Annotated in this window: 21 protein-coding genes; 16 read left to right on the top strand and 5 right to left on the bottom strand. The window is 49.7% G+C overall.

Annotated elements, in window-relative coordinates:
- Positions 1-21: 21 nt before the first annotated feature.
- The 3 genes from D6024_RS02230 to hemH form a co-directional block, all read right to left on the bottom strand.
- A complete protein-coding gene (locus tag D6024_RS02230) occupies positions 22-1434 on the bottom strand; it encodes a sensor histidine kinase (RefSeq protein WP_162944481.1) in 1413 nt (470 codons plus the stop codon).
- A gap of 75 nt (positions 1435-1509) precedes the next feature.
- Complete coding sequence (locus D6024_RS02225) at positions 1510-2061, bottom strand: CopD family protein (protein WP_121352571.1); 552 nt, start codon at positions 2059-2061, stop codon at positions 1510-1512.
- Positions 2062-2143: 82 nt separating this feature from the next.
- Positions 2144-3190, bottom strand: a complete 1047-nt coding sequence (gene hemH / locus D6024_RS02220; RefSeq protein ID WP_121352570.1) for a ferrochelatase — start codon at positions 3188-3190, stop codon at positions 2144-2146.
- A 272-nt stretch (positions 3191-3462) separates the two neighbouring features.
- Here hemH and hemA point away from each other — a divergent pair, with 272 nt between their 5' ends.
- The 9 genes from hemA to hemL all read left to right on the top strand — a co-directional run bounded on the left by hemA (position 3463) and on the right by hemL (position 12308).
- Positions 3463-4689, top strand: coding sequence for a glutamyl-tRNA reductase (gene hemA / locus D6024_RS02215; protein ID WP_121352569.1), 1227 nt, complete (start codon positions 3463-3465; stop codon positions 4687-4689).
- Entirely contained in the window at positions 4689-5612 is a 924-nt protein-coding gene (gene hemC / locus D6024_RS02210) for a hydroxymethylbilane synthase (RefSeq protein WP_121352568.1), read from the top strand. The genes hemA and hemC overlap by 1 nt, the downstream gene beginning before the upstream one ends.
- A complete protein-coding gene (locus D6024_RS02205; protein WP_121352567.1) occupies positions 5599-6306 on the top strand; it encodes a uroporphyrinogen-III synthase in 708 nt (235 codons plus the stop codon). The genes hemC and D6024_RS02205 overlap by 14 nt, the downstream gene beginning before the upstream one ends.
- A gap of 24 nt (positions 6307-6330) precedes the next feature.
- The gene (gene hemE / locus D6024_RS02200; protein ID WP_121352566.1) at positions 6331-7359 is read left to right on the top strand and encodes a uroporphyrinogen decarboxylase; all 1029 of its coding nucleotides are present in this window, start codon (positions 6331-6333) and stop codon (positions 7357-7359) included.
- 82 nt (positions 7360-7441) lie between these two features.
- Positions 7442-8449: an alpha/beta fold hydrolase gene (locus D6024_RS02195; RefSeq protein WP_121352565.1), complete on the top strand. Its 1008-nt coding sequence runs from the start codon at positions 7442-7444 to the stop codon at positions 8447-8449.
- Positions 8446-9378 (top strand): oxygen-dependent coproporphyrinogen oxidase, encoded by a 933-nt coding sequence (gene hemF / locus D6024_RS02190; protein WP_121352564.1) that lies wholly within the window; start codon positions 8446-8448, stop codon positions 9376-9378. The genes D6024_RS02195 and hemF overlap by 4 nt, the downstream gene beginning before the upstream one ends.
- Positions 9379-9388: 10 nt before the next feature.
- Positions 9389-9937 (top strand): cysteine hydrolase family protein, encoded by a 549-nt coding sequence (locus D6024_RS02185; RefSeq protein ID WP_121352563.1) that lies wholly within the window; start codon positions 9389-9391, stop codon positions 9935-9937.
- A gap of 11 nt (positions 9938-9948) precedes the next feature.
- Positions 9949-10926: a porphobilinogen synthase gene (hemB, locus tag D6024_RS02180; protein WP_121352562.1), complete on the top strand. Its 978-nt coding sequence runs from the start codon at positions 9949-9951 to the stop codon at positions 10924-10926.
- 80 nt (positions 10927-11006) lie between these two features.
- Positions 11007-12308 (top strand): glutamate-1-semialdehyde 2,1-aminomutase, encoded by a 1302-nt coding sequence (gene hemL / locus D6024_RS02175; protein ID WP_121352561.1) that lies wholly within the window; start codon positions 11007-11009, stop codon positions 12306-12308.
- 57 nt (positions 12309-12365) lie between these two features.
- On the opposite strand, the gene D6024_RS02170 is transcribed toward hemL, so the two are convergent.
- Both D6024_RS02170 and hemW read right to left on the bottom strand, forming a co-directional pair.
- Positions 12366-13496, bottom strand: a complete 1131-nt coding sequence (locus D6024_RS02170) for a tetratricopeptide repeat protein (protein ID WP_121352560.1) — start codon at positions 13494-13496, stop codon at positions 12366-12368.
- Between the two features lie 69 nt (positions 13497-13565).
- A complete protein-coding gene (gene hemW, locus D6024_RS02165; protein WP_121352559.1) occupies positions 13566-14690 on the bottom strand; it encodes a radical SAM family heme chaperone HemW in 1125 nt (374 codons plus the stop codon).
- A 40-nt stretch (positions 14691-14730) separates the two neighbouring features.
- Between hemW and D6024_RS02160 the strand changes: the two genes are divergently transcribed.
- From D6024_RS02160 to porM, 7 genes are all read left to right on the top strand, one after another.
- Positions 14731-16515: a BamA/TamA family outer membrane protein gene (locus D6024_RS02160; protein ID WP_121352558.1), complete on the top strand. Its 1785-nt coding sequence runs from the start codon at positions 14731-14733 to the stop codon at positions 16513-16515.
- 31 nt (positions 16516-16546) lie between these two features.
- Positions 16547-17461, top strand: a complete 915-nt coding sequence (locus D6024_RS02155; RefSeq protein ID WP_162944480.1) for a DUF4271 domain-containing protein — start codon at positions 16547-16549, stop codon at positions 17459-17461.
- Between the two features lie 28 nt (positions 17462-17489).
- The gene (locus D6024_RS02150; protein WP_121352556.1) at positions 17490-18290 is read left to right on the top strand and encodes a uroporphyrinogen-III synthase; all 801 of its coding nucleotides are present in this window, start codon (positions 17490-17492) and stop codon (positions 18288-18290) included.
- Between the two features lie 211 nt (positions 18291-18501).
- A complete protein-coding gene (locus tag D6024_RS02145) occupies positions 18502-20532 on the top strand; it encodes a thioredoxin domain-containing protein (protein WP_121352555.1) in 2031 nt (676 codons plus the stop codon).
- 147 nt (positions 20533-20679) lie between these two features.
- Entirely contained in the window at positions 20680-21984 is a 1305-nt protein-coding gene (gene porK, locus D6024_RS02140) for a T9SS ring complex lipoprotein PorK/GldK (RefSeq protein WP_240409913.1), read from the top strand.
- Between the two features lie 104 nt (positions 21985-22088).
- Positions 22089-22859, top strand: a complete 771-nt coding sequence (porL, locus tag D6024_RS02135) for a type IX secretion system motor protein PorL/GldL (RefSeq protein ID WP_121352553.1) — start codon at positions 22089-22091, stop codon at positions 22857-22859.
- Between the two features lie 66 nt (positions 22860-22925).
- Positions 22926-24467 carry a type IX secretion system motor protein PorM/GldM gene (gene porM / locus D6024_RS02130; protein WP_121352552.1) on the top strand — a complete coding sequence of 514 codons (1542 nt, stop codon included), beginning with the start codon at positions 22926-22928 and terminating at the stop codon, positions 24465-24467.
- The last annotated feature ends 8 nt before the right edge of the window (positions 24468-24475 follow it).

Here is a 24475-nt window from a genome sequence, read left to right as displayed (position 1 = left end):
GCCAGGTTAATGCCAGCTTGGTCAGCCAGCATTTTCTTCCGCACGTTCCGGCAGCAAAAAGGAAAAGCGGCTGCCATGTCCAACGGAGCTTATTATTTCCAGCTTGCTCCTGTTTTTGGCGAGGAACTCGTTGCAAAGCATTAGGCCCAGTCCTGTACCGGCTTCGCTTGATGTGCCTTTGGTGGTATAAAAGATCTGCTGACAGATTTTTTGCAGCGCCTCCTCATCAATGCCCACACCGGAGTCCTTTACATACACTTCCTTCCAGCCATTTTTGCCGGTGCAGCCAACCAGGATGTGTCCACCGGTTGGCGTGAATTTGATGGCATTGGACAGCAGGTTGCGCAGCACCAAGTGAATGGTGTTCTTATCGGCGTAAACATGCACATTGGAATCCATCTCGACTTCCAGCGAAAGCTTTTTGGTTTCAAGCTGTAAACGCAAAGGCCTTATCACATCAACAACAAGTGCCTCCAGCCTGATCTCCTGCGGGTTGACCACATCGGCATCCATTTGCGATTTGGCCCACTGCAATAGGTTTTCCATCAGGCTGGTGGTGTACGTCAGGTCATTCAACACGTCGGGAACCATGGCTTTGATTTCCGACGGCGGAAGGTTGCACTGGTGGATCTGCTGAAACAAGGTCCGCAGCGCATAAACCGGTGATTTCAGGTCGTGCGAAATAATGGAGAAAAGCTTTGTTTTAAATGTGTTCAGATCTGCCAGTTCTTCTTTTTGCTTTTCGATCTCCAGGTTTTTTTCGTGCAGGTTTTTCTGCTTGGTGAGGATGTTGAACTGGTAAAGTGCGTTTTCTTTTTTGATCAGGAACAAACCATAAAAAATAAATGCCAGCGAGATGGCTTTGTTCAGCAAAAATACCAGCGTGTTTTCTTTGGCGACTTCAAAAAGAAAATGGTTGAGCACCACGGCCAGAATAAAGAACGAGATCATCGACAGGCCAATGCTGAAGAGCATCAGCCCAATGTCGTTCAGAAAGAAAACCGACAGCACGATCAGCAGTAAAAAATGGAGCTCAATCCCAGGGTTGATGCCGTTGAGATAAACAATGCAAATGCAGAGCGGGTAAGAAATAAAGCAGGTTAAAAGGGCCGCGTTGTGCTTGTGAAAAGCATTCAGTGCCAGCACCACAATGTTCACCACCGCGGGCCAACACGTCATCAGCCAAATCGTGTGCGGAGTATTGCCCGGCAGCAACATTCCCAGCAGCGGAATCAGGAGGCCGGAAAGCGCAAGAAAAAAGTTTAGTTGATTAAAGATGCGGAGCTTTCGCTGTTCGTAGTCGTCCATTGTTTCGGAGTACCCAAGGAACTTTACCTGTATGTAAAGTTGGGCAGTGCGTACACGTGCTGTGTCGACGACTCCTCCCAATGCGAGCAGTCGTTCTTTTGTTTTGGTGGTGGTAGCGGCGGTCATGCTTCCATAGTTCGGGTTGGTGGAAGCCGACAAAATAGCAATTCCCCAGTGTACCAACAAACTAAAACGGCGAACTCAGCTTTTCCGGGTGCGAAGTGTCTTATAAATCTTAATAGCACTCATTAAAACAATGATAAAACCCACCAGCCCAATCAATCCCCACAACCAGCTTAGACTGGATTTCACGGTTGCCAGCATCACAATGGGAACAAGAAAGATCGTCGCCACTTCGTTCCACACCCGTAACTTTTGCGAAGAAAAACGAAAGATGCCGGCAGCCTGCTGCTTGTAAAGGGCATGCAGTGAAAAGTGATAAACATACAGGAGTACAACGAAAACCAGCTTCACCGCTAACCAACGTCCCGCTTCACTGTCCAGGGTTTTATTCCAGCCGCCGTTGAACATCACCAGCGGCCCGAAGACCAGCGTCAGGATGGCCGACGGCCAGGTAATACCCAGCCACAGCCGTTTGATCATAATGGCGAACTGCTTTTGCAGAATGCTTTTTTCCGGTTCTGCTTTGTCGTTGGCTTCCGCATTGTAGATAAACAGGCGAACAATGTAAAACATGCCGGCAAACCAGGTGACCACGAAAATGATATGGAGAGCTTTCAGGTAGAAGTACATGCGGTTAATTAATAATGACTAATTAAAAAATTAAAAATGAATGGGCCTGATTGCGCAATTATTCATTGTTCATAATTAATTATTAATTCTCCAGCACCATTTCCTGCTTGCCTTCTACATATTCTTTCACCCACTTTGCCAATGCATTCACCCACAACGGGTGCACGTTCAGGCAGGGGATCATTTCAAAGCGTTCGCCGCCGGCGTGCAGGAAAATTTCTTTTCCTTCTTCGGCAATTTCTTCCAGCGTTTCCAGGCAGTCGCTCACAAAGGCGGGGCACACCACCAGCAGTTTTTTTACACCCTGCTTTGGTAGTTCTTCAAAGCGGGCTACCGTGTAAGGCTGCAGCCACGGGTCTCTTCCGAGCCGTGATTGAAACGACTGGCTCCATTTTTCTTTCGGGATGTTTAGCCGGTCGGCTACCAGCTTTGTTGTTGCGTAGCATTGGTGGCGGTAGCAAAATTCGTATGCCGGAGAAGGCACTTCGCAACAGTTGGGCACTTTCAGGCAATGCTGCCCGGTAATGTCGCCCTTGTAAATGTGTCGCTCCGGAACACCATGGTAGGAAAACAAAATATGATCCCAATCGCCTTCCAGATGTGGTTTGATGCTTTCTGCCAGCGCCTGCAGGTAGTCTTCGTTGTTGTAATACGGTTTGATGGTGGTGAGCTTAAACGGATAGCCACCTTTTTTGTGCTGCTCTTTTGCATATTCCACGGCCGTTTCGTAAGAGCTCATGGCATAATGCGGGTAGAGGGGGATGGCAATGACCTCTTCCAGGTCGGGGTTTTCATTTACCAGTTTGTCAAACGCCGCTTTGGGAGAAGGGTTGCCATAGCGCATGGCAATGGCCACGGGTTCGTCCACTTCTTTTTTCAACGCATGGCGTAATTGTTCGGAGATCACGATCAGCGGCGAACCTTTTTCCGTCCAGATAGACTTGTACGCTTCGGCCGATTTGGGTGCCCGAAAAGGAACAATGATGCCCTTTACCAGCAAAGCCCTGAACAGCCAGGGTTTGTCGATCACCCGTTCGTCCATCAGGAATTCATCCAGGTAACGCTTCACGTCCTTGACGTCTGTGCTGTCCGGCGAACCGAGGTTCATTAACACGATTGCTCTTTTCATAATAAAGCGTCAAAAGTAGGGCAGGAAACGGGAGACGGGAAAGGAGAAAGGGCAAACAAGACAGGCTTTCCTGTTTTATGATGGCTTGTTGAACGTCTGCCGGTTGACGTTTCACGAGTCTTGACAGTTCATCCAACAAAATCGCCACTTGATGCTCCTCACCGTGTAACCTGATGAAAGTCAGTTTGTCAAATGACAGTCCAGTGACAATGTTTTTAGGCTACGGCGCTTCCCGAAATTACTTTTGCACCATCGCAGTTGACAAAAGGAGAATGGAAAATCACTACTTCAAAACTATCCCCAATTTTTACGTAGCAGGCATCAACTATAAAAAGTCGGATGCTTCGGTTCGCGGCCAGTTTGCCATTGGGGCCGAGCAATACGCTGCCTTGCTGGTGCAGGCGGCGGGCCAGGGATTGAACGAGCTTTTCATTCTTTCCACCTGCAACCGCACGGAAATCTACGGCTTTGCACATTCAAGCCAACAACTGATTGAACTGCTTTGTTCACAAACCGTGGGGAATGCCGAAACCTTTCAGAAAGCAGCCTATATTAAAAACGGGATCGAAGCCATTGAGCATGTGTTCAACGTTGGTGCCGGCCTGGATAGCCAGATTTTAGGCGACTATGAAATCGTAGGCCAGTTAAAATCGGCGGTGAAGGTGGCGAAGGAAGCCGGCTTTATCGGGGCATTTACGGAGCGGCTGATCAACTGTGTTTTGCAATCTTCCAAAATCATCAAGAATACCACCTCGCTGAGTGGCGGAACGGTATCCGTTGCTTTTGCCGCTGTGCAATACATCGCCAACATGGTTCCCAATCCTTCGGGCAAAAAGATTTTGTTGCTCGGTGTGGGAAAGATCGGTCGCAACACCTGTAAAAACCTGGTGGACTATCTCGAAACAAAAAACATTACCCTCATCAACCGCTCACCCGAAAAGGCGCAGGACCTCGCCGGTGAACTGGATCTGCAACACAGTTCGCTGGACTGTCTCAACGAGGAAGTGGCCAAGGCCGATATCATTCTTGTTGCCACCAACGCAGCGCAGCCGGTGATCCTGAAAGAACACGTGGAAGGAAAAGGGGAAAAAATTATCCTCGACCTGTCCATCCCGTACAATGTGGCCAGCGACGCACAGGTTCTCCCCAACGTACACATGGTGAACGTGGACAAGCTTTCCAAACTCAAGGACGATACGCTGAAAATGCGGCTTGCCGAAGTGCCGAAAGCAAAGGGCATCATTTCCGAGCTGCTGATCGAGTTCCAGGACTGGTGCGAAATGCGCAAGCATGTGCCCATGCTGAAGCACCTGAAAGGAAAGCTGAAAGAACTGTATGCGCATCCACACTATGCGCAACCCACCACCACCTGTCCCAAGACAATCGACATACATATTCAGCGGGTGCTGAACGACACAGCCGGCAAGATCAAGGTGCAAAACCAGCGAGGCTGCCAATACCTTTCTGCCCTGAACAATTTTATCAACGCAAATAATTAATGAACCCTTTACGTATCGGTACAAGAGACAGCCAACTGGCTGTGTGGCAGGCTACATTGGTGCAAGGCTTACTGAAAGACGCAGGTGTTTCTTCGGAACTGGTGCATATGAAAAGCGAAGGCGATGTGGATACAGTGACGCCGCTTTATGCCTTGGGTGTAACCGGCGTTTTTACCAAAACACTTGACGCAGCGCTGCTCAATAATCGCATCGACATTGCAGTGCATTCCATGAAAGACGTGCCCACGCAACTGGCGCAGGGCATTCAACAAGCCGCTGTGCTGAAACGGGCTTCGCATAAAGACATTTTTGTTTTCAAACACAGCGCTGATTTCCTGGCTGATTTTTCTTCCGAAGCCACCATTGCCACCGGAAGTATCCGCCGCATTGCACAATGGCTGAACCGGTACCCGGCCCATAAAGTCGAAAACCTCCGCGGTAACGTGAACACCCGTTTGCGCAAGGTGCAGGAGAACGATTGGAACGGTGCCATCTTCGCGGCAGCAGGATTGGAGCGCATTCAGTTGCGTCCCGAAAAATCCGTTGACCTGGACTGGATGCTGCCGGCACCTGCACAAGGAGCCATCATGGTCGTGTGCAGGGAAGATGATGATCTTGCTTTTGAAGCCTGCCAGTCATTCAACGACGAAGCCACGGCGCTTTGCACAAAGATTGAACGTGATTTCCTGCGTGCGCTGATGGGCGGTTGTTCTACGCCAATTAGCGCACTGGCGGTAAAGAATGGAAACATTGTTCGCCTTGATGGAAACGTTTGTGCGCCGGACGGAACTGACCTGGTGACCGTGGCGATGGAGCGGGAGCTGGAAAACAGCGCAAATATGGGTGAAGAAGCCGCGCAACTGTTGCTGAAAGACCCGCGTACGCAACGCATCATTCAAACCGTGCGAAATGGAAAGCAGTAAGAAATATTTGCTGAGTACCCGTCCGCTTCCGAAAGCTGTCGTGGAGGCTGGCGCACGTAGCCATGTGATCATTGATGAATTCTCGTTTATTGATACCGCACCGGTACAGGATGAAGAATTGTTTCAAAAAATAAAAGCGCTTGCTGCCGAAGAACACGTTGTAGTGTTCACCAGCATGAACGCTGTGGAAGCCGTCGCGTCCCAGGCGACCGAGGTTCCGGGCTGGAAGATTTATTCCATTGGAAATACCACACGAAAATTAATTGAAGAAAAATGGGGCAAGGACAAACTCGTTGCCACGGCTGAAAATGCACAGCGACTGGGGGAACGTCTCATTGACGATGGCAGAAAAGACGTGATCTTTTTTTGCGGCAACAAACGCAGGGACGAACTACCGAATAAAATGCGTTCCGAAGGCGGGAAAGCGGAAGAGATAGTTGTGTACGAAACGCAGGAAACGTCATCAAAACTGGTGAAAGAATACGACGGCATTTTGTTTTTCAGCCCGAGTGCTGTCCAGGCCTTTTACCGCCAAAACCAGCCTGCCAAAAACACTGTTTTATTTGCCATTGGCAAAACCACTGAAGAAGCACTGCAGCAACAGAAAGCCAAAAAAATAGTGGTGGCGCATGTCACCGATAAAGTGGAAATGACACAGCAGGCAATCAGGTATTTGAGCCAGCAAAAACAATAACCATAAGCACAGAAAATACAATTTATGACGGAGTTAAAAAACGATCTGTTACTACGAGCCTTGCGGAAGGAAAGAGTGGAGCGTCCACCGGTATGGATGATGCGCCAGGCAGGAAGATATTTACCCGATTATATCAAGTTACGCGACAAGTACGACTTCTTCACCCGTGTGCAAACTCCGGAGCTGGCTACCGAAATTACCCTGCAACCGGTTGACCAGGTTGGCGTCGATGCAGCCATCATCTTTTCCGACATCCTGGTGATCCCGCAAGCGATGGGGCTGGACGTGTTGATGGAAGAAGGCAAGGGACCTTCACTTCCAAAAACCATCAGGACGCAACAGGACATTGATGCCCTGAATACGGCCAATGCCGAAGTGCATTTGAAGTATGTACTCGATGCACTGTCTCTCACCAAAAAAGAATTGAATGGCCGTGTGCCCTTGATTGGTTTTGCCGGTGCGCCGTGGACGATCCTTTGTTATATGGTCGAAGGCAAGGGCAGCAAAACCTGGGACAAGGCAAAACAGTTTGCTTACACGCAACCCAAACTGGCGCATGCCCTGCTGCAAAAAATTACTGACATCACCATCGATTATCTGAAAGCACAGGTGAAAGCCGGTGCCGATACCGTGCAGGTGTTCGATAGCTGGGCAGGCTCGCTGTCGCCGGAAGATTTCAAGACTTATGCGCAGCCGTATTTGCTGCAAATTGCCGATGCGGTGAAAGATAGTGCGCCGGTCATTTTGTTCCCGAAAGGTACCTGGTATGCGCTGAAAGATTTAAGCCGGAGCAGCGCTTCCGGAATCGGTATCGACTGGACCATTACGCCGCAGTCCGCCAGAGAATTAACATCCAACAACATCACACTCCAGGGTAACTTTGATCCCGCAAAATTGCTGGCACCCATTCCGCAAATCAAGCAGTGGGTGAAGGAAATGATCGATGGTTTTGGTGCGCAGAATTACATCGCCAACCTTGGTCACGGCATTACGCCGAACGTTCCGGTGGATCATGCCAAAGCCTTTGTGGAAGCGGTGAAGGAATATCAGTAATGAGTGATGAATGATGAGTGATCAATCGCCATTGACTCGAACAACGACTCATAACTGATCACTCATCAACTAAAATGAGGTTATGAAAAGAGGCGGATTGTTTTTTCTGATTTTGATTTTAGGTTTTGGTGCCAAAGCACAGGTACGTGAACTGGGCCTGGAACTGGAGAATTTTGCGTATCCATTTCCTGTTCGGTACCTGCCGTTGAACGAGCAAAAGCAAAACCTGCGGATGGCCTACATGGATGTGAAGCCATCAAAGCCCAATGGTCAAACGGTGTTGCTGCTGCACGGCAAAAACTTCAATGGTGCGTATTGGGACAGTACGGCAATGGTGTTGTCGCAAAACGGCTTTCGTGTTGTGATGCCCGACCAGATTGGCTTTGGCAAATCATCAAAGCCGGCAAGTTTTCAATACTCTTTTCACCTGCTGGCGCAGAATACAAAAACGCTGCTCGATAGTTTGGGTATCGATAAAGTGAATGTGCTGGGCCACTCCATGGGTGGCATGGTAGCCAGCCGCTTTGTGTTACTATTTCCGGAGCGGGTGGAAAAGTTTATTTTGGAAGACCCGATCGGCCTGGAAGATTACAAGCTGAAAACGCCCTATCAACCGGTTGACGTTTTATACCAGAACGAACTCAAGCAGGATTATAACAAGATCAAAAACTACCAGCAGGAAAGCTATTACGGCGGGCAGTGGAAACCGCAGTACGACAAGTGGGTGAACATGCTGGCGGGTTGGACAAAAAATCCCGGCTACCCGGTCATTGCCTGGAACGCCGCGCTAACCTCTGAAATGATTTATACGCAGCCGGTGGTGTATGAACTGGAAAATATCAAAGTACCAACATTGCTGATCATTGGCCAGCGTGACCGCACCGCCATCGGTAAAAATTTAGTGAGTGACGACGTTCGAAAGACCATGGGAAATTATCCTGCACTCGGCAGGACCACGCAGCAACGCATAAAAAATTCAACACTGGTGGAACTGGACAATGTGGGTCACCTGCCGCACATCGAACGGTTTGATTTGTTTATCAAACCCTTGCTCCGGTTTCTCCAGAAATTAACGCTATCGAAAACATGAGTGCCGAAACACAACAGCCCATCACCGATCAATTCGTCAACTACATTCACGATTTGCAGAACCGCATTTGTGCCGCTTTGGAAAAAGCGGATGGCACAGCGAAGTTCGTCGAAGACAAATGGGACCGTCCGGAAGGCGGCGGTGGCAGAACGAGAGTGATTGCCAACGGTGCCGTGTTTGAAAAAGGCGGTGTGAACACGTCGGTTGTTTTTGGCGAGGTGACGGATGCCATGAAAACGGCGTTAAAGATCAATGGCGCCAAATGGTTTGCCTGCGGCCTGTCGTTGGTCATTCATCCGCTCAATCCCTTTGTGCCGACGGTACATTGCAACTACCGCATGTTTGAGTTGTATAACGAGCAGGACGAAGTGACTGACCGTTGGTTTGGCGGCGGCACGGATTTGACGCCCTATTATTTGTTTGAAGAAGATGCAAGACATTTTCACCAGACGTATAAAGATGCCTGCGACAGGTTTGATCCGGCATTCTACCCGAAGTTCAAAAAGGTTTGTGATGACTACTTTGTGAACGTTCACCGCAACAACGAACGCCGTGGGATTGGTGGCATTTTTTACGATTATCAACGTCCCGATGAAACAAAGGATGTGAACTTCTGGTTCTCCTTTGCAAAGGCTTGCGGCGATGCGTTTGTTCCGGCGTACGTTTCCATCGTTCAGAGGAGAAAGAATACACCTTACACGGAAGCCAACAAGCACTGGCAGGAGATCCGCAGGGGACGATACGTGGAGTTCAACCTGGTGCATGACAGGGGTACCTTGTTTGGACTAAAAACCAATGGCCGCATCGAAAGCATTTTAATGAGCCTGCCGCCAACCGTGCGGTTTGAATACAACTACCAGCCGCAACCGGGAAGTGAAGAAGACAAGTTGTTGCAGGCCTGCCTGCATCCAAGAGAGTGGACGAATTAAAAGAAAGGATATGAACAAAGCATTAGTGATCATCGACATTCAAAACGACTATTTCCCCGGCGGGAAAAATGAACTGGTCAACAGTACCGGGGCCAGTTTGAAAGCCAAAGAACTATTGGAAACATTCAGGCAAAAGAACTTACCTGTCATCCATATCCAGCACCTGTCCGTACGGCCGGGTTCTGCTTTTTTTGTGCCGAATACAACCGGTGCCGAAATTCACGCAAATGTGTATCCGCAGGCAAGTGAAACCGTCATCACGAAAAATTACCCGAACAGTTTCCGGGAAACCGGCTTGCAAAACCATTTGCAGCAACAGGAAATAAAACACCTGGTGGTAGCAGGAATGATGTCACACATGTGTGTCGACGCAACTGTGCGTGCCGCGAAAGACCTTGGCTATGACATCACCGTTGCGGCGGATGCCTGTGCAACGAAAAATCTTTCCATTCAGGGTAAAGAGATGGAGGCCAGCGATGTGCACCATGCGTTTATGGCGGCCCTGAATTATTTCTATGCTGATGTGAAAAGCACAGCTGAACTGATTGAACAACTTTAAAATTTTCGAAGATGTATTTACAGCGACGAAACAGAATATTACGCACAACACCGGCTATCCGTAGCATGGTGGCCGAAAGCAGTTTAACACCGAACGATTTCATTGTTCCGCTCTTCATTGATGAAGGTGAAAATGTGGAAACGGAAATTGCATCGATGCCGAACTATTACAGGAGAAGCATCGACCTGACGGTAAAAGAAGTAAAGGAATTGTGGAGCCTGGGTATTAAAAGTGTACTGCTTTTTATCAAGTGCAAGGACGAATTGAAAGATAATACGGGCCGTGAAGCCTGGAACCCCGATGGGTTGATGCAGCGCAGCATCAAAGCCATCAAAGACGCCGTGCCGGAGATGTATGTAATGACCGACGTGGCGCTGGACCCGTATTCTTCCTATGGCCATGACGGCATTGTAAAAGACGGCGAGATTGTGAATGACCTGACAGTGGAAGCACTGGTGAAGATGAGTGCCTCGCATGCCGAAGCAGGTGTAGATATGGTGGCACCCAGCGATATGATGGATGGCCGCATTGGCGCCATTCGCGAAGGCTTGGAGAAGGCTGGTTTTACCAAAGTGGGCATCATGGCCTACAGCGCCAAATATGCGTCCTGCTTTTATGGTCCCTTCCGCAATGCACTGGACAGTGCACCGGGTTTTGGCGATAAGAAGACGTACCAGATGGATTATGCCAACCGCACCGAAGCAGTAAAAGAAGCGCTGATGGACGTGGAAGAAGGTGCCGACATCGTAATGGTGAAACCCGGGTTGCCTTACCTGGATATTGTACGGGACGTAAAAAATGCTGTTGACGTTCCCGTGAGCGTTTACAACATCAGTGGCGAATACGCCATGATCAAAGCGGCCGCGAAAATGGGCTGGATCAATGAAGACAAAGCCATTTTGGAAACGCTGACATCATTTAAGAGAGCCGGTGCTGACCTGATTGCAACTTACTTTGCAAAAGACGCAGTTAAACTTTTAAACCACTAAGGCGCAAAGGCCGGACGATGCACGAATAACTTTGTGTTCCTTTGTGCCCCGTGTCTCCGTGGTTCAAAAAAATTACACTAATGAACATTCAAAAGAGCAAAGAACTTTTCGATAGAGCGCAAAGGAGCATTCCCGGCGGCGTGAACTCGCCGGTACGAGCTTTCAAAAGCGTGGGCGGCAACCCGGTCTTTTTGCAAAGCGCTAAAGGCGCTTATCTCTATGACGTGGACGGCAACCGATACATCGACTACATCAACTCCTGGGGACCGATGATCCTTGGGCACGCTTTTGAACCGGTGGTGGAAGCCATTCAAAAAAAGGCAGCCGATTCAACTTCTTTTGGCGCACCCACCGAACTGGAAGTGGAGATGGCCGAACTGGTGAAAAGCATGGTGCCCAACGTTGATCTCGTTCGCATGGTGAGCAGCGGTACAGAGGCTTGCATGAGTGCTTTGCGCCTGGCCAGGGGTTATACCGGCCGGAATAAATTCATCAAGTTTGAAGGTTGCTACCACGGCCATGCCGACAGCTTTCTGGTAAAAGCCGGAAGCGGTGTGGCTACGTTCAACATTCAGACCGTGCCTGGTGTAACGGGTGGTGTTTCGACGGATACGTTGACGGCGCCGTACAACGACCTGGAAGCCGTTCAACAGTTGGTGGCTGAGAACAAGGGAGAGATTGCCGCGATCATCATTGAGCCGGTGGCCGGTAACATGGGTTGCATTTTGCCACAACCCGGATTTTTGGAAGGCCTGCGCAAGCTGTGTACGGAAGAAGGCATCGTGTTCATTTTTGATGAAGTGATGACCGGCTTTCGACTGGCGCAGGGTGGTGCGCAGGAACGCCTGAAAATCGATGCGGATTTGGTCACGTATGGAAAAGTCATTGGTGCCGGTATGCCGGTGGGAGCCTTTGGCGGCAAGCTGGAAATCATGAAGCATATAGCGCCGCTGGGCAATGTGTACCAGGCCGGGACGCTCAGCGGAAATCCATTGGCAATGATTGCCGGTTACACCTTGCTTTCGCACCTGAAAAACAATCCTTCCATTTATACGGAGCTGGAAGAAAAAGGGGCGTACCTCGAAAAAGGTTTGAAAGTGGTTCTGCAGGAAAGCGGCATCCCTTATGTCATCAATCATTTGGGCTCCATGATCTCCATTCATTTCAGTGAAAAGCCGGTCGTTGATTTTGCATCGGCGGCTTCTGCCAACAATGCTTTGTTCAACAATTATTTTCATGCGATGCTGGACAAAGGCGTCTACCTTCCGCCTTCCGCCTTCGAGACTTGGTTTTTAAGCCATGCGTTGAGCAAAGAAGATCTGGACAGGACCATTGAAGCCACGAAAAAAAGCCTGAACGAATTGGCGAAGGTTTCGGTTTGATTCAAGCCTTCGTTTGATAAAAGAAAAAGGGTTGGACAAGTGCCAACCCTTTTTCTTTTATTTTTTACAGCCACATTCCCAGCGATACGATTCTGAGAAGTTGAGCGTGATTTGCGCAATGTTTTTTCCCGGCTGAAACTGCGATGTTTTTACCTGCTTTTCGAGCAGCGGTCCGGAAAGCCAGGTGATGTTACCTGTTTGGGCATCATAGCGGTAACGGCCTGTGTTGCCATTGTCGAGCCAGCGGTAAGTGCCGTCCGGCTTTAAAGAAAAAGAGCCCCTTTGTATCGGTGATTGAAATCCGCCATTGGTGTTCGAACCGCTCCACACCGTTTCGGTACAAACATAATTGCCGTAAACCAGTTTGCCGCCGAATGTTGGCTTTGTATCCGGTGATGGTTTGGGTAATTTGTCCTTTTGCTTTTGTTGAAACAGGCTTTTGGCTTTGGCTATATCTGCATCAGCTGTTTGTTTCAACATAGGATCACCGGCAAGCGCTTTGTTGAGGTAAGTGCTTCCTTCCCTTACCTGGTCCTGCGCCAACAGGGAGACACCCAGCAGGTAATTGGCATTCACATCGTCAGGGTCCTTGGTTACGGCCGGCCGGAAACGCATCACGGCTAAATCGTAGTCGCCTTTTTCATAATAGCCATAACCGTACAATACATCCAACCCCGGCGAGTTCATGGCTGTTCGGCTTCCGCCGGTGGCCTGCGAATATTTTAAGGCTTCGATGTAGGCAGCAATTCCTTTTGCCGTTGCGTTGCCGGAAGGAGTAATGCTATCGGCTTTGCCGGTTTTTACTTCCGGAAATTCTTTTTCCAGCCGTTGCTGAAGGCCGGCATTCAGGCGAACAGCATTTTGCCAGTACCGTTTTGCTTCTTCGGCCTTGTATTGATTTTTTTGTTTCAACAGGGAAGCGGCGATCTGGTAATTGACAAACGCATTGGTGCTGTCTTTTTCATAAGCCTGTTTGAAGTACATGGCGGCCAGGTCGTATTGTTTGCTTTCAAAATAACCTTGGCCATACAGGAAAGTGGAGCCAACGGAGAGAAAGGCGGTTTCACTGCCGCCGGAAGCTTCCGACTGGCGAAGTCGTTTGATGTATTGCTCCAGGGGGTCTTGTGCATGAGTAACAGATGCAAGAATAAGGGTGGAGACGAACAGTAGAATCGATGGAATTTTCATTGGTGCGTTTTCTAAATTGGGTGCGAAAGATAATATGACGGTTTTATCTTTTATAATTCTGCTTCTGATTTATACAAACAGGTCGGCTGCGATGCCATCGGCCCGCAGCATGCCTTCGTCGGTGAGTTGTGCATGTTGCTGGTGAATTTGCACCAAACCATGGTTGATGTATTTGGCCAGTTCAGCTTCCATGCGTCTTCTTTCTCCTTCGCCCCATGTCTCCTGAATTTTGTTCAGGTCAATGCCTTCCATCGTCCGCAGCGAAATCATGATCGTTTCGTTGAGTTGTTGCGCAAGGGATAATACTTCCGCTTCTCTTTCTGTACTTCCTTCGTTGGTGGTTTTAATGTAAACGTTGTTGTTCGGAATGTTCCATCGCCTTTCGGTGCCGTTGAACGAATGCGCCGAAGGGCCCAGGCCCAAATACGGCGTGCCTTTCCAGTACGATGAGTTGTGCCGGCTGCGAAACCCGGGTTTGGCAAAGTTGGACACTTCGTAGTGTTCGTAACCGACGGTGCGCAGCCAGTGCATTAACTGCAAAAACTGTCTTGCCTGTTTTTCGCTGTCCACATCCAGCGTTTTGTGCTGTAAAATGTTTTTGTGCAGCGGTGTTTTTTCCTCTACGGTCAGCGCATAACAGGAGAGATGTTTGATGTTGTAGGCAATGGCGGTTTTTACATTCTGTTCCCACATTGCATCGGTCAGGAGCGGCGAACCGTAAATCAGGTCAATGCTTAAGTTATCGATACCGGCTTCGTAGCTGGCCTCGATGCAGGCTTTGGCCTGCGTGGCATTGTGTGCCCGGTTCATCCAGCGCAATTCTTCCTCAAAAAAGGATTGGATACCGATGCTCAGGCGGTTGATGCCAAGGCCTTTCCATTGCCGCACATTTTCTTTCGTCACGTCATCGGGATTGGCCTCCAGCGTGATTTCTGCATCCGGTGCAAGGGGGTAGTGTTCCTTCAATGCCGAAATCAGTAATCCCAAATCCGCAACTGCCAGCAGGCTGGGAGTGCCGCCGCCAAAGTAGAGGGTGTGCACGATTTCGCCGTTCAAATAGCCTTTTTCAGCTTCGGCTTCGCCTGCCAATGCGTTTACCAGGTCATCTTTGTAGCGCAGGGAAGTGGTGAAATGAAAGTTGCAATAGGTGCAGGCCTGTTTACAAAAAGGGATATGTAAATAAATTCCGGCCAACTTCGTTCTCGTTTTTCTTGTCGTTTATTTTTATCAACCGATGGCGAAGGTAAAGCACAGGCTCGCGGCTGTTTTGGTTTTAACACTCTGGTGGTGGTGTGCTGCCGCACAAACCTACCCGGTGAAATACCGGTTTAGTCCTGCCGATTCTTTTTCTTTCGCCAGGCTTCAACTCGCAGAGTCTTTCCGTTCGCGTCCGGAAGCCAATGCTTATCTCGCGGGTCTCTTGCCCTTGTTGCAAGGCAAAGGGTTTGTCACGGCTTCGCTGGACAGTGTGCAGGTTGATTCCACGGCCGCTTTTGTGTCGCTTTTTTTGGGCGACGCCTACAAATGGAGCCGGGTGCGGACGGCGGAAAAAGATGCCCCGCTCCTGGAAGCCATTCATTTTCCCCTCGCTAAAAGCGCAATGGATTTTTCCACCCTCGATACCTGGCAGAAACGGATTCTGGATTACATGGAGGAACATGGTCACCCGTTTGGAAAGACCTACCTCGACAGCATTCAAATCGACCGGGAAGACGTAACCGCACTGCTGCGGATTGAGCAGGGGCCTCTTTACAAAATTGACAGCATCCAGGTTGTCGGGGATGCAAAGGTGAACACGGAATTTTTGCAGAAATACCTTCAGTTGCCCAACGGAACGATGTATAGTAAAAGCAAGCTGGCCGGCATCAGTAAAAAGCTTGCTGAGCTTTCGTACGTCGAAGAAGAAAAGCCTTCCGATCTGACCATGCTCGCTACCGGCTCGGTGCTGAACCTGTATTTAAAAGCAAGGCGCAGCAGTCAGATCAACGCCCTGGTGGGTTTTCTGCCGAACAGCGATCCCACGGGGGTGAACCGGAAATTACTGTTGACGGTAGATGCCAATGTTCTTTTGCGCAATTCGCTGGGCGCCGGCGAAACCCTTGGCCTTGTGTGGCAGCAACTGCAAAAAGGCTCGCCGCGACTGAACCTGCTATACGAACAGCCCTATATTTTTCATTCGGCCTTTGGTGCACAGTTTTCGCTGGACATGTACAAGCGGGACAGCATTTTCCTCAACATCAACATGAATCTCGGTGCCACCTACAAGCTAGGGGAAAAGAAAACCGCTGCTGTTTTCCTGCAACGCCGTTCAACGATCGTCAATGGCATCAACGCGGCGGCAATCATGCAAAGCCGGCAACTGCCGCAGGAAGCCGACGTAAGTTCGCTGAACCTGGGCGTGGGCTACGAGTACAACAATACCGACTACCGGTTTAACCCAAGACGGGGAACACAGTTGGTCCTGACAACGACAGCCGGTACCAAAAAACTAAAGAAGAATAATTTGATTCTTGAACTGAAGGACCCTTCCGATCCGTCGTTCAAGTTCGAAAGCCTGTACGATACGGTGAAACTCAGTGCTTACCAGTTCCGGGTAAACCTCTCGGGGGCGCAGTTTGTACCGCTGGGCCGGCAAACAACCCTGAAACTGGCTGGCAATACAGGGATTTACCAGAGTCCTTCGATTTACCGTAACGAACTGTTTCAGATTGGCGGCAACCGCCTGCTGCGGGGTTTTAACGAAGAAAGCCAGTTTGTCTCGCAATACGCGGTCGGTACGCTGGAGTTCCGGTTGCTGACGGGACTAAACTCGAATTTTTTTGGTTTTGTAGACGGCGGCTGGGGCAAGTATCCCCTGGAAAACGTACAATCGCACACCTATCTCAGTACGGGTGCGGGGCTTTCGTTTCAGCCCAAGGCGGGATTGATCAACGTGACCTGGGCGATTGGCAAACGGGATGACGCCGATTTTAACCTGCGCCAATCCAAAATTCATATTGGATTTGTGTCTTTTTTCTAATGCTGTGATGGAGCGACTATTTTTGCGCCTTGTGAGAATTTTTTGGCTGATAGCTTTTTTTGTTTTGTGTGGCCGTGCCGTAGCGCAATCGCCTGTCGATTCCCTGCAGGTAGCCGACTCGTTGCGCCGCATCGAAGCCGACTCGCTGAGCCGTGTGCCGCCGCCGGTGCGGGACTCGATCCGCCCGGCACTCCAGTTTCCCTTTACCTCGGACTCGTTCCTTTACCGCAGGCGGCTTTTCTTTTCGTTTACCAATCCCGTCCGGTACAGCATATCGGAAAAGCGGTGGGAGGGCAAGGAGGTGATTTTTTACTCCGTGGTAACGCTTCTTCTCCTGTTTGCGATGATCAAAAACAGCTTTCGGCGCTATCTGTCCGACCTCTTTAGTTCCTATTTCCAAACCACCATGCGGCAGCGGCAGATCAAAGAACAGCTGCTGCAAAACCCGCTGCCGTCACTGCTTTTCAATCTTTTCTTTTTATTGAGCGGGGCGCTGTTTCTAAGCCTGATGCTGGAACATTTTGCCCTTGCCGATGGGCCGCCCTTCTGGATACTGGCGCTTTATTGTGCCGTGGTACTGACTGTTGTTTACACCGGGAAGTTTTTGTTCCTGAAGTTTTTTGGCTGGGTTTTCCGGTTTACGGAAGCGGCCAACACGTATTTATTCATTATTTTTTCCACCAACAAAATCCTCGGAATTCTTTTTCTGCCCTTCATTATTTTGCTGGGCTTTACCACGGGCAATGTGAATGCGGCCGCCGCTACGTTGGGTCTTCTTGTTGTTGCCTGCATGTTTTTGTACCGCTACTTTCTCTCCTATATTTCCATTAACCGGATGATACGGATTCATTTTTTCCACTTTGTTCTGTACCTCGCAGCGTTTGAAATTCTACCCCTGCTGTTGATTAACAAACTGTTGTTCCTCTTTCTAAGGGAAATATATTAATTTTGCTCAACGTTAGTCGAGCCACACTATGGTAAAACACACAGGGGCGAAGGCCGCCAAAGAGGCCCAAAGCACAAAACAAGTACTCATTACCCAACCCAGGCCGGAAAGCGATAAGTCGCCTTATTTTGATTTGGAGCGCAAATACGGCGTGCAGTTGGCGTTTCAGCCTTTTATCCGGCTTGAACCCATTTCAGCCAAAGAATTCCGGAAGCAGAAGATAGATATTGCTGCCCATTCGGCCGTGATCCTCACGAGCCGCAATGCCATCGATCATTTTTTCCGGGTTTGCGAGGAGATGAAGGTTTCTGTTTCGCAGGACACCAAGTATTTCTGTATCACGGAGGCGGTTGCGCTCTACCTGCAGAAGTTCATTCTTTATCGCAAGCGCAAGGTTTTCTACGGCGCCGATGGCAGTAACAAAAGCCTGTTCGATGTCATCAACAAGCACAAAAACAACGAAAAGTTCCTTTATGTGTGCTCCGAGAACCAGCAGGACAGCGAAATCACCGGCTGGTTGAAAACCAACAGCTGCGACTTTTCGCTGGCTTTCATGTACCGTACCGTCAGCAACGACGTAAAGGAAATCCTGACAAAGACCGAATTCGATGTGATTTGCTTTTTTACACCCAGTGGCGTAAAAAGCCTTTTTGACAATGTGCCGCAATTCAAACAGAACGGTACCATCATTGGTGCTTTTGGCAACAATACCTCGAAGGCGGTGGAAGAAGCCGGCCTGAAACTGGAGATTAAAGCACCGCAGCCGCAGGCACCATCAATGGTGGCTGCCCTGGAAAAATACCTTGCGGCTCACGTACCCAAAAAATAGCCTGCTTGCCTAAACAAAAAGGTTGTCCCGCTTCGGCGGGATTTTTTTTAACCGCGGATTAGCAGGATCTTAAATGAATTAGGGCAGATGTTCTATTCCGGTGGATAGCGGTTAAAGGCTTTCACAGGAGCTGTTTGGCGCAAAATTTATTTGACTCTCTTGTTGATCCAATTATCCCATTATCGAATTATCACATTAGCACATTTTTGTCATGGCCAACAGATTACGCAACGAAACCAGCCCGTATTTGCTCCAGCATGCGCACAATCCCGTCGACTGGTACCCATGGGGGGAAGAAGCCCTGCGCCGCGCCAAAGAAGAAGACAAGCCTATTTTGGTCAGCATTGGTTACGCGGCCTGTCACTGGTGCCATGTGATGGAACGGGAAAGTTTTGAAAATGAAGAGGTGGCTTCCCTGATGAACGACCACTTCATCAACATCAAGGTCGACCGCGAAGAACGACCCGATGTAGACCACATTTACATGGATGCTGTGCAGGCCATGACCGGAAGTGGCGGCTGGCCCCTGAACGTATTTTTAACCCCCGATGGAAAGCCTTTTTATGGCGGTACCTATTTTCCGCCCCGGCGGGCCTTTAACCGTGCTTCCTGGACCGAAGTGCTGCAGGCCGTGGCTCAATCCTTCAAAGAAAAGCGTGACGAGATCAACGGGCAGGCGCAAAACCTGACGGAGCATCTGATGGTCTCCAATGCCTTTGGCGTTTTGGCCACCGGCGCACCACTGACCGCCGACAAAATCGACCAGGCTTTTACAGCCATCATGAAGACGGCCGACCGGGAATGGGGTGGCTTTGGGCGGGCACCCAAGTTTCCGCAAACCTTTACCATTAATTTCTTACTGGCATACACACATTTGACCAGGAATGATGAAGCGTTGCAGCAGTCGCTTTTCAGTCTTGATAAAATGCTCCAGGGCGGCATTTACGATCAGATCGGCGGCGGCTTTGCCCGCTATTCAACTGATACGGAATGGCTGGTGCCGCATTTTGAGAAGATGCTTTACGACAATGCGCTCCTTGTTTCTTCCCTGGCCAATGCCTACCGGCTGACAAAAAACGAAACCTACCGGCAGGTGATGGACGAAACCCTTGCTTTTGTGGAACGGGAACTGCTGCATCCGGAAGGCGGCTTTTACAGTGCACTGGATGCCGACAGTGAAGGCGAAGAGGGGAAATTTTATGTCTGGCAGTTCGATGAAGTGACCCAGGCGCTGGGGAGCGAGGCAGCGCTGTTCTGCGACTATTTCGACATTACGCCGCAGGGCAATTGGGAGGGAAGAAACATTCCGTGGATCAAACGTCCGCTAAAAGACTTTGCCCGCCAAAATAACCTGGACGAAGAAATGCTGGCGCAGGTGATTGCCGATGGCAAGCGGATTTTGTTGCAGGAACGGCGCAAACGGGTGCGGCCCTTGCTTGACGACAAACAATTGCTCAACTGGAATGCCCTGATGAACGCCGCTTACAGCAACGCCTTTGCGGCCACCGGGAATGCGCATTACAAAGTCGTGGCCGAGCGAAATATGGCTTTCCTGCTGTCTGCGTTCGGCGCATCGTTCGCAGAACTGCATCACAGTTGGAAGGAAGGACAGGCAAAGCACCCGCCTTTTCTGGACGACTATGCCTTTCTGGTGGCCGCTCTTCTTGAGCTGGCGCAAGTCACTGCCAATTATACCTATCTCGATAAGGCCGCGGAACTCACAGCCATTGCCTGGGAGAAATTTGCGGACGATGCTTCGCCTTTTTTCTTTTACACTGCAGCCGGACAGGCCGATATCCTCCTGCGTAAAAAAGAGATTTACGATGGCGCCACTCCCTCCGGCAATTCCGTCATGGCGTTTAATCTCCACCGGCTCGGCATCCTGCTCGACCGCCCGGACTGGCGGGAAAGAGCCGGAAACATGGTACGGGCCATGGGTGAACTCCCGGTCAAATACCCCACGTCCTTTGGGGTTTGGCTTTCCCTGCTCTACGAGAATTTGAACGGAACAGCCGAATTGGCCATTGTCGGCCCCGATTACAAGGCGTATTTGCTTGATTTTTTACAAACATCCGTTCCGCATGCGATGGTGATGGCCTCGCCTGACGAGCAGCCCCGATATCCCCTCCTTGCCCAAAAAAAAGAGCAGGGTAGAACCCACATTTTTTTGTGCAGGAATTACGTGTGCAAACAACCGGTAAATACGCTCCCGGAAGCTCTGAACCAGTTATCTATCAAATAATTTAAGACTTATACAATATTCCCCATCTTCGTCCGTTTCTGTTTTTACGTCAAGACAAGATTTTGACTATTGGAAATGAGAAAAAAACTATTTAACCTTGCCATGTCCTTAAAAGCAAAACGCTATTTTTGTCCTTTACCCCGGATTATGAATATGAAAAACCACTACTACACCCTGATCGCCCTTTCGGCGTTATCCTTGGCTAGCTGCGGCATCCTTGGGAAAAAAGACAAAGGCGGTGGCCTTCCGAACGATGGCCAGGTGCATGGAATTGCACCAGGAAGCCGCTACATTCTTCCCAAGCCACCCGGCATGGTCTATATCCCGCAGGGAACTTTCCACATGGGTCCCAGCGATGAAGATCCTGCTTATGCTTTCAGTGCCCGTAACCGTTCTGTTTCTATTAGCGGTTTCTGGATGGATGCCACTGAAATCACCAACAATGAATATCGTCAGTTTATTTACTGGGTTCGCGACTCTGTTGCAGCCAAAAAACTGGGTGCACCGTATGTAAAGCAAAACCAGGATGGTTCCGAAACAGTAGACTTTGCCAAAATGCGCACGTTGAAATGGAACGATCCGAAAGTAGTAGAGCAGCTCAACGACATGATTATCCCGGAGCCGGACCGTATCCGTGGTAAAAAAGAATTGGATCCTTCCAAGATTGTTTACCAAGTTGAGCGCTTTGACCTGAAAGAGGCCGCCAAAAGAGAAAATGCCGGCAAACCCCGTTCACAGTTCATCGAGCGTTTCCCGGTTTCGGTTTATCCCGATACCCTGGTTTGGATGCGTGACTTTTCGTATTCGTACAACGAGCCGATGACCAAACGCTATTTCTCTCACCCGGCCTTTGGGAATTACCCGGTGGTAGGGGTGAACTGGAAAATGGCCGAGGCCTTCTGTAACTGGAGAACGCAATACCTGAACAGCTATCTCGACTCTAAAAACAGGGTGCAGGAATCCGACTTCCGCCTGCCGACAGAAGCCCAATGGGAATACGCTGCCCGTGGCGGCCGTTCGCAATCCATGTTCCCCTGGGGTAACTATTACCTGCGCAATAAAAAAGGCTGTCTGCTGGCCAACTTCAAACCTGGCCGTGGTAACTATCCCGAGGATGGCGGTTTCTACACTGTCCGTGCCGATGCCTACTGGCCCAACGACTTTGGCCTGTACAATATGGCCGGAAACGTGGCCGAGTGGACTTCTTCTATTTACTACGAAGGTTCGTACACATTCCAACACGACATGAACCCTGACGTTCGGTTCAATGCCAAAGACAGCGATCCTCCCAAGATGAAGCGCAAAGTGCTGCGTGGCGGTAGCTGGAAAGATGTAGGCTATTATCTGCAAACCGGTACCCGTACCTACGAGTACCAGGACTCGACAAAATCCTACATTGGTTTCCGTACTGTTATCGATTTGCCGGCTTCTTCAACAGGTCGCCGTAAATAAGTTCACCACTCAAAACCTGACAATAACGAGGCGATTGTGCCTCTTTTCCTTTTGTTTTTTTCAGTTTTAAAATCTAAATATCAACCATTAAAAACAAGTAAATTATGGCAGCTGCTATTCCTCCAAAAATTAGTAAATACGTAGACGTAGCCGTTTCTTTCGGTGCCTCTCTGGTAATCTGGGGTGCCCTTCGCAAAATTACCCATGCTCCCGACGCCGAAACATGGCTTTGGATTGGTTTGACAACAGAAGCCGCCATCTTTGCGCTTTACGGTGTATTGTACCTCATCTTCCCGGCAGTGAAAGACAACTCGCACCGCGAAGAAGCCGTCGTGGAAACCATGACCCCGCAAGGCCGCGTTTTGGGCCAGATGGACAAGGCCCTGCTGGAAGCCGATATCACTCCGGCCAACCTGAACCGCCTGAGCGAAGGCTTTAAAAAGCTCAACACCACGATCTCGAACATGAATGACATTACCGACGTGGTAGCCGCCACCGGTGACTATACAAAGAAAACAAGGGAAGTAACCACTGCATTGACACAGGTAAAAGACGCCTATGTAAATGCGGCCAACTCTGTTGGTGCCTTTAATGCCGCCTCCGACGGTGCCCGTCTTTTCCACGATCAAATCCAGGTGCTGACCAAAAACCTTTCTTCGCTGAACACCATCTATGAACTGGAACTGCAGGAAAGCAACAACCACCTGAAAGCATTGAACGGCTTCTACGGCAAGCTGGCTGAAACCGCTTCGGTTATGACCAACAGCGCCGATGACGCCAAGAAAGTGCAGGAGCAGATTACCTCGCTGGCTGGCAACCTGGGTCGCCTGAACGGCATCTATGGTAACATGCTTACCGCCATGCAGGGACGATAAGCCCATACGGATCGGAAAAATCGAAAAGACAAACAAATAAGTAAAACAGAAAATCCAAAATAACTTATGGCACTTCCCAAAGAGCCACGGCAGAAGATGATCAACCTGATGTACCTGGTGCTAACAGCCCTGTTGGCACTGAACGTCTCGGCTGAGATTCTGAATGCGTTTAAAACTGTGGACAATAGCCTAGATAAAACCAATAACACCGTTAATATTTCGACGGAAAATATCATGGAGTCATTCCGGAACAAACTGTCTGACCCCACTAGCAAGGCCAAAGCAGAAATCTGGTATCCCAAAGCGCAACAAGCGCAGCAGCTTACTTCGGCCTTGTATAACGATATCGAAAAGTTGCGGAACGAGATCCTGAAGGCAGCTGATTTTGATCCTGCCCGTAAAAAGGACTCGACCTACAAAGAGGACAACCAGGATATTCCTACCCGCATCATGATTAAGGAGGGCAAGGGTAAGGAACTCCAGCAAAAGCTGGCTGCCTACCGTGCCGCTATGGTGAACCTGGTAGCACCGGATAAAAAAGCCGAATTTGAAAAAAGCCTGCAGGTAGATCCTTCCATGCCGCGTAACCTGAAAGGCGGTAACAAAACATGGGAAGACGCGTACTTCCACATGGTGCCGACAGTGGCTGCGTTGACCATTTTGCGCAAATTCGAAAACGACGTAAAAACAACGGAAAACCGTGTGATCTCCCACCTCCACGAGCAAGTTGGTAAAGTAGAGGTGATCTTCGATGCCTTCGAAGCCATCGTTGGTCAAAACTCCAAATACCTGATGCCGGGACAGGATTTGGAAATCACCGCAGGTTTGGGTGCATTCAGTAAATCAAAACTGCCAACGATTTCAATCGGCGGTTCAAATGTGTCGCTGAACGAAAAAGGTATGGCGGTTTACAAAGTAGCGGCCGGAACCATCGGTAACCACAGCGTTCCGGTTACAGTTTCCTTTACCGACCAGGATGGCAAAGCCCAGACCCGTACATTCAACGTTGAGTATACCGTAGGCCAGTCGAATGCATCGATCGCCCTTGATAAAATGAACGTGCTTTACATTGGTGTTGACAACCCTGTGTCTGTTGCCGCATCCGGCGGTGGCGATGACAAAGTAGCCGTTTCCATCAGTGGTGGCGGTGGTGCCATCTCCAAGATCGGTGCCGGTAAATACAATGTCCGCGTAAGCTCGCCAACTGAGGATTGCATCATTACCGTAAGTGTAGACGGAAAGGTGGCTGGTTCTTCCCGCTTCCGCGTACGTCCCATTCCTGCACCGGTTGGTACGGTGGGTGGCTTTGCATCCGGTGACAATGTGAACGCCGGTGCCTTCCGTGCGCAAGCCGGTGTGGGTGCCTATATCAAGGATTTCCCCTTCGATATTCAATATGATGTGGTAAGCTACAGCATCAGCGTTGACAACGACGAGGGTGATATTGAAACCGCTGATGTACAGGGCGTGTATTTCAACTCCAGAGCCAAGCAGATCATCAACCAGTATGCAAAGCCTGGCCGTACAGTGACCGTTGACGGTTTGCGTGCAAAAGGTCCGGATGGCCGCACATTTAAAATTCCTTCATTAGTCTATTACATTAAATAAGCATGAGC

Source organism: Flavisolibacter nicotianae (genome assembly GCF_003628535.1).
In the GTDB taxonomy this organism is placed as follows: Bacteria; Bacteroidota; Bacteroidia; order Chitinophagales; family Chitinophagaceae; genus Flavisolibacter; species Flavisolibacter nicotianae.
This window is presented reverse-complemented; position numbering and strand designations above follow the sequence as displayed.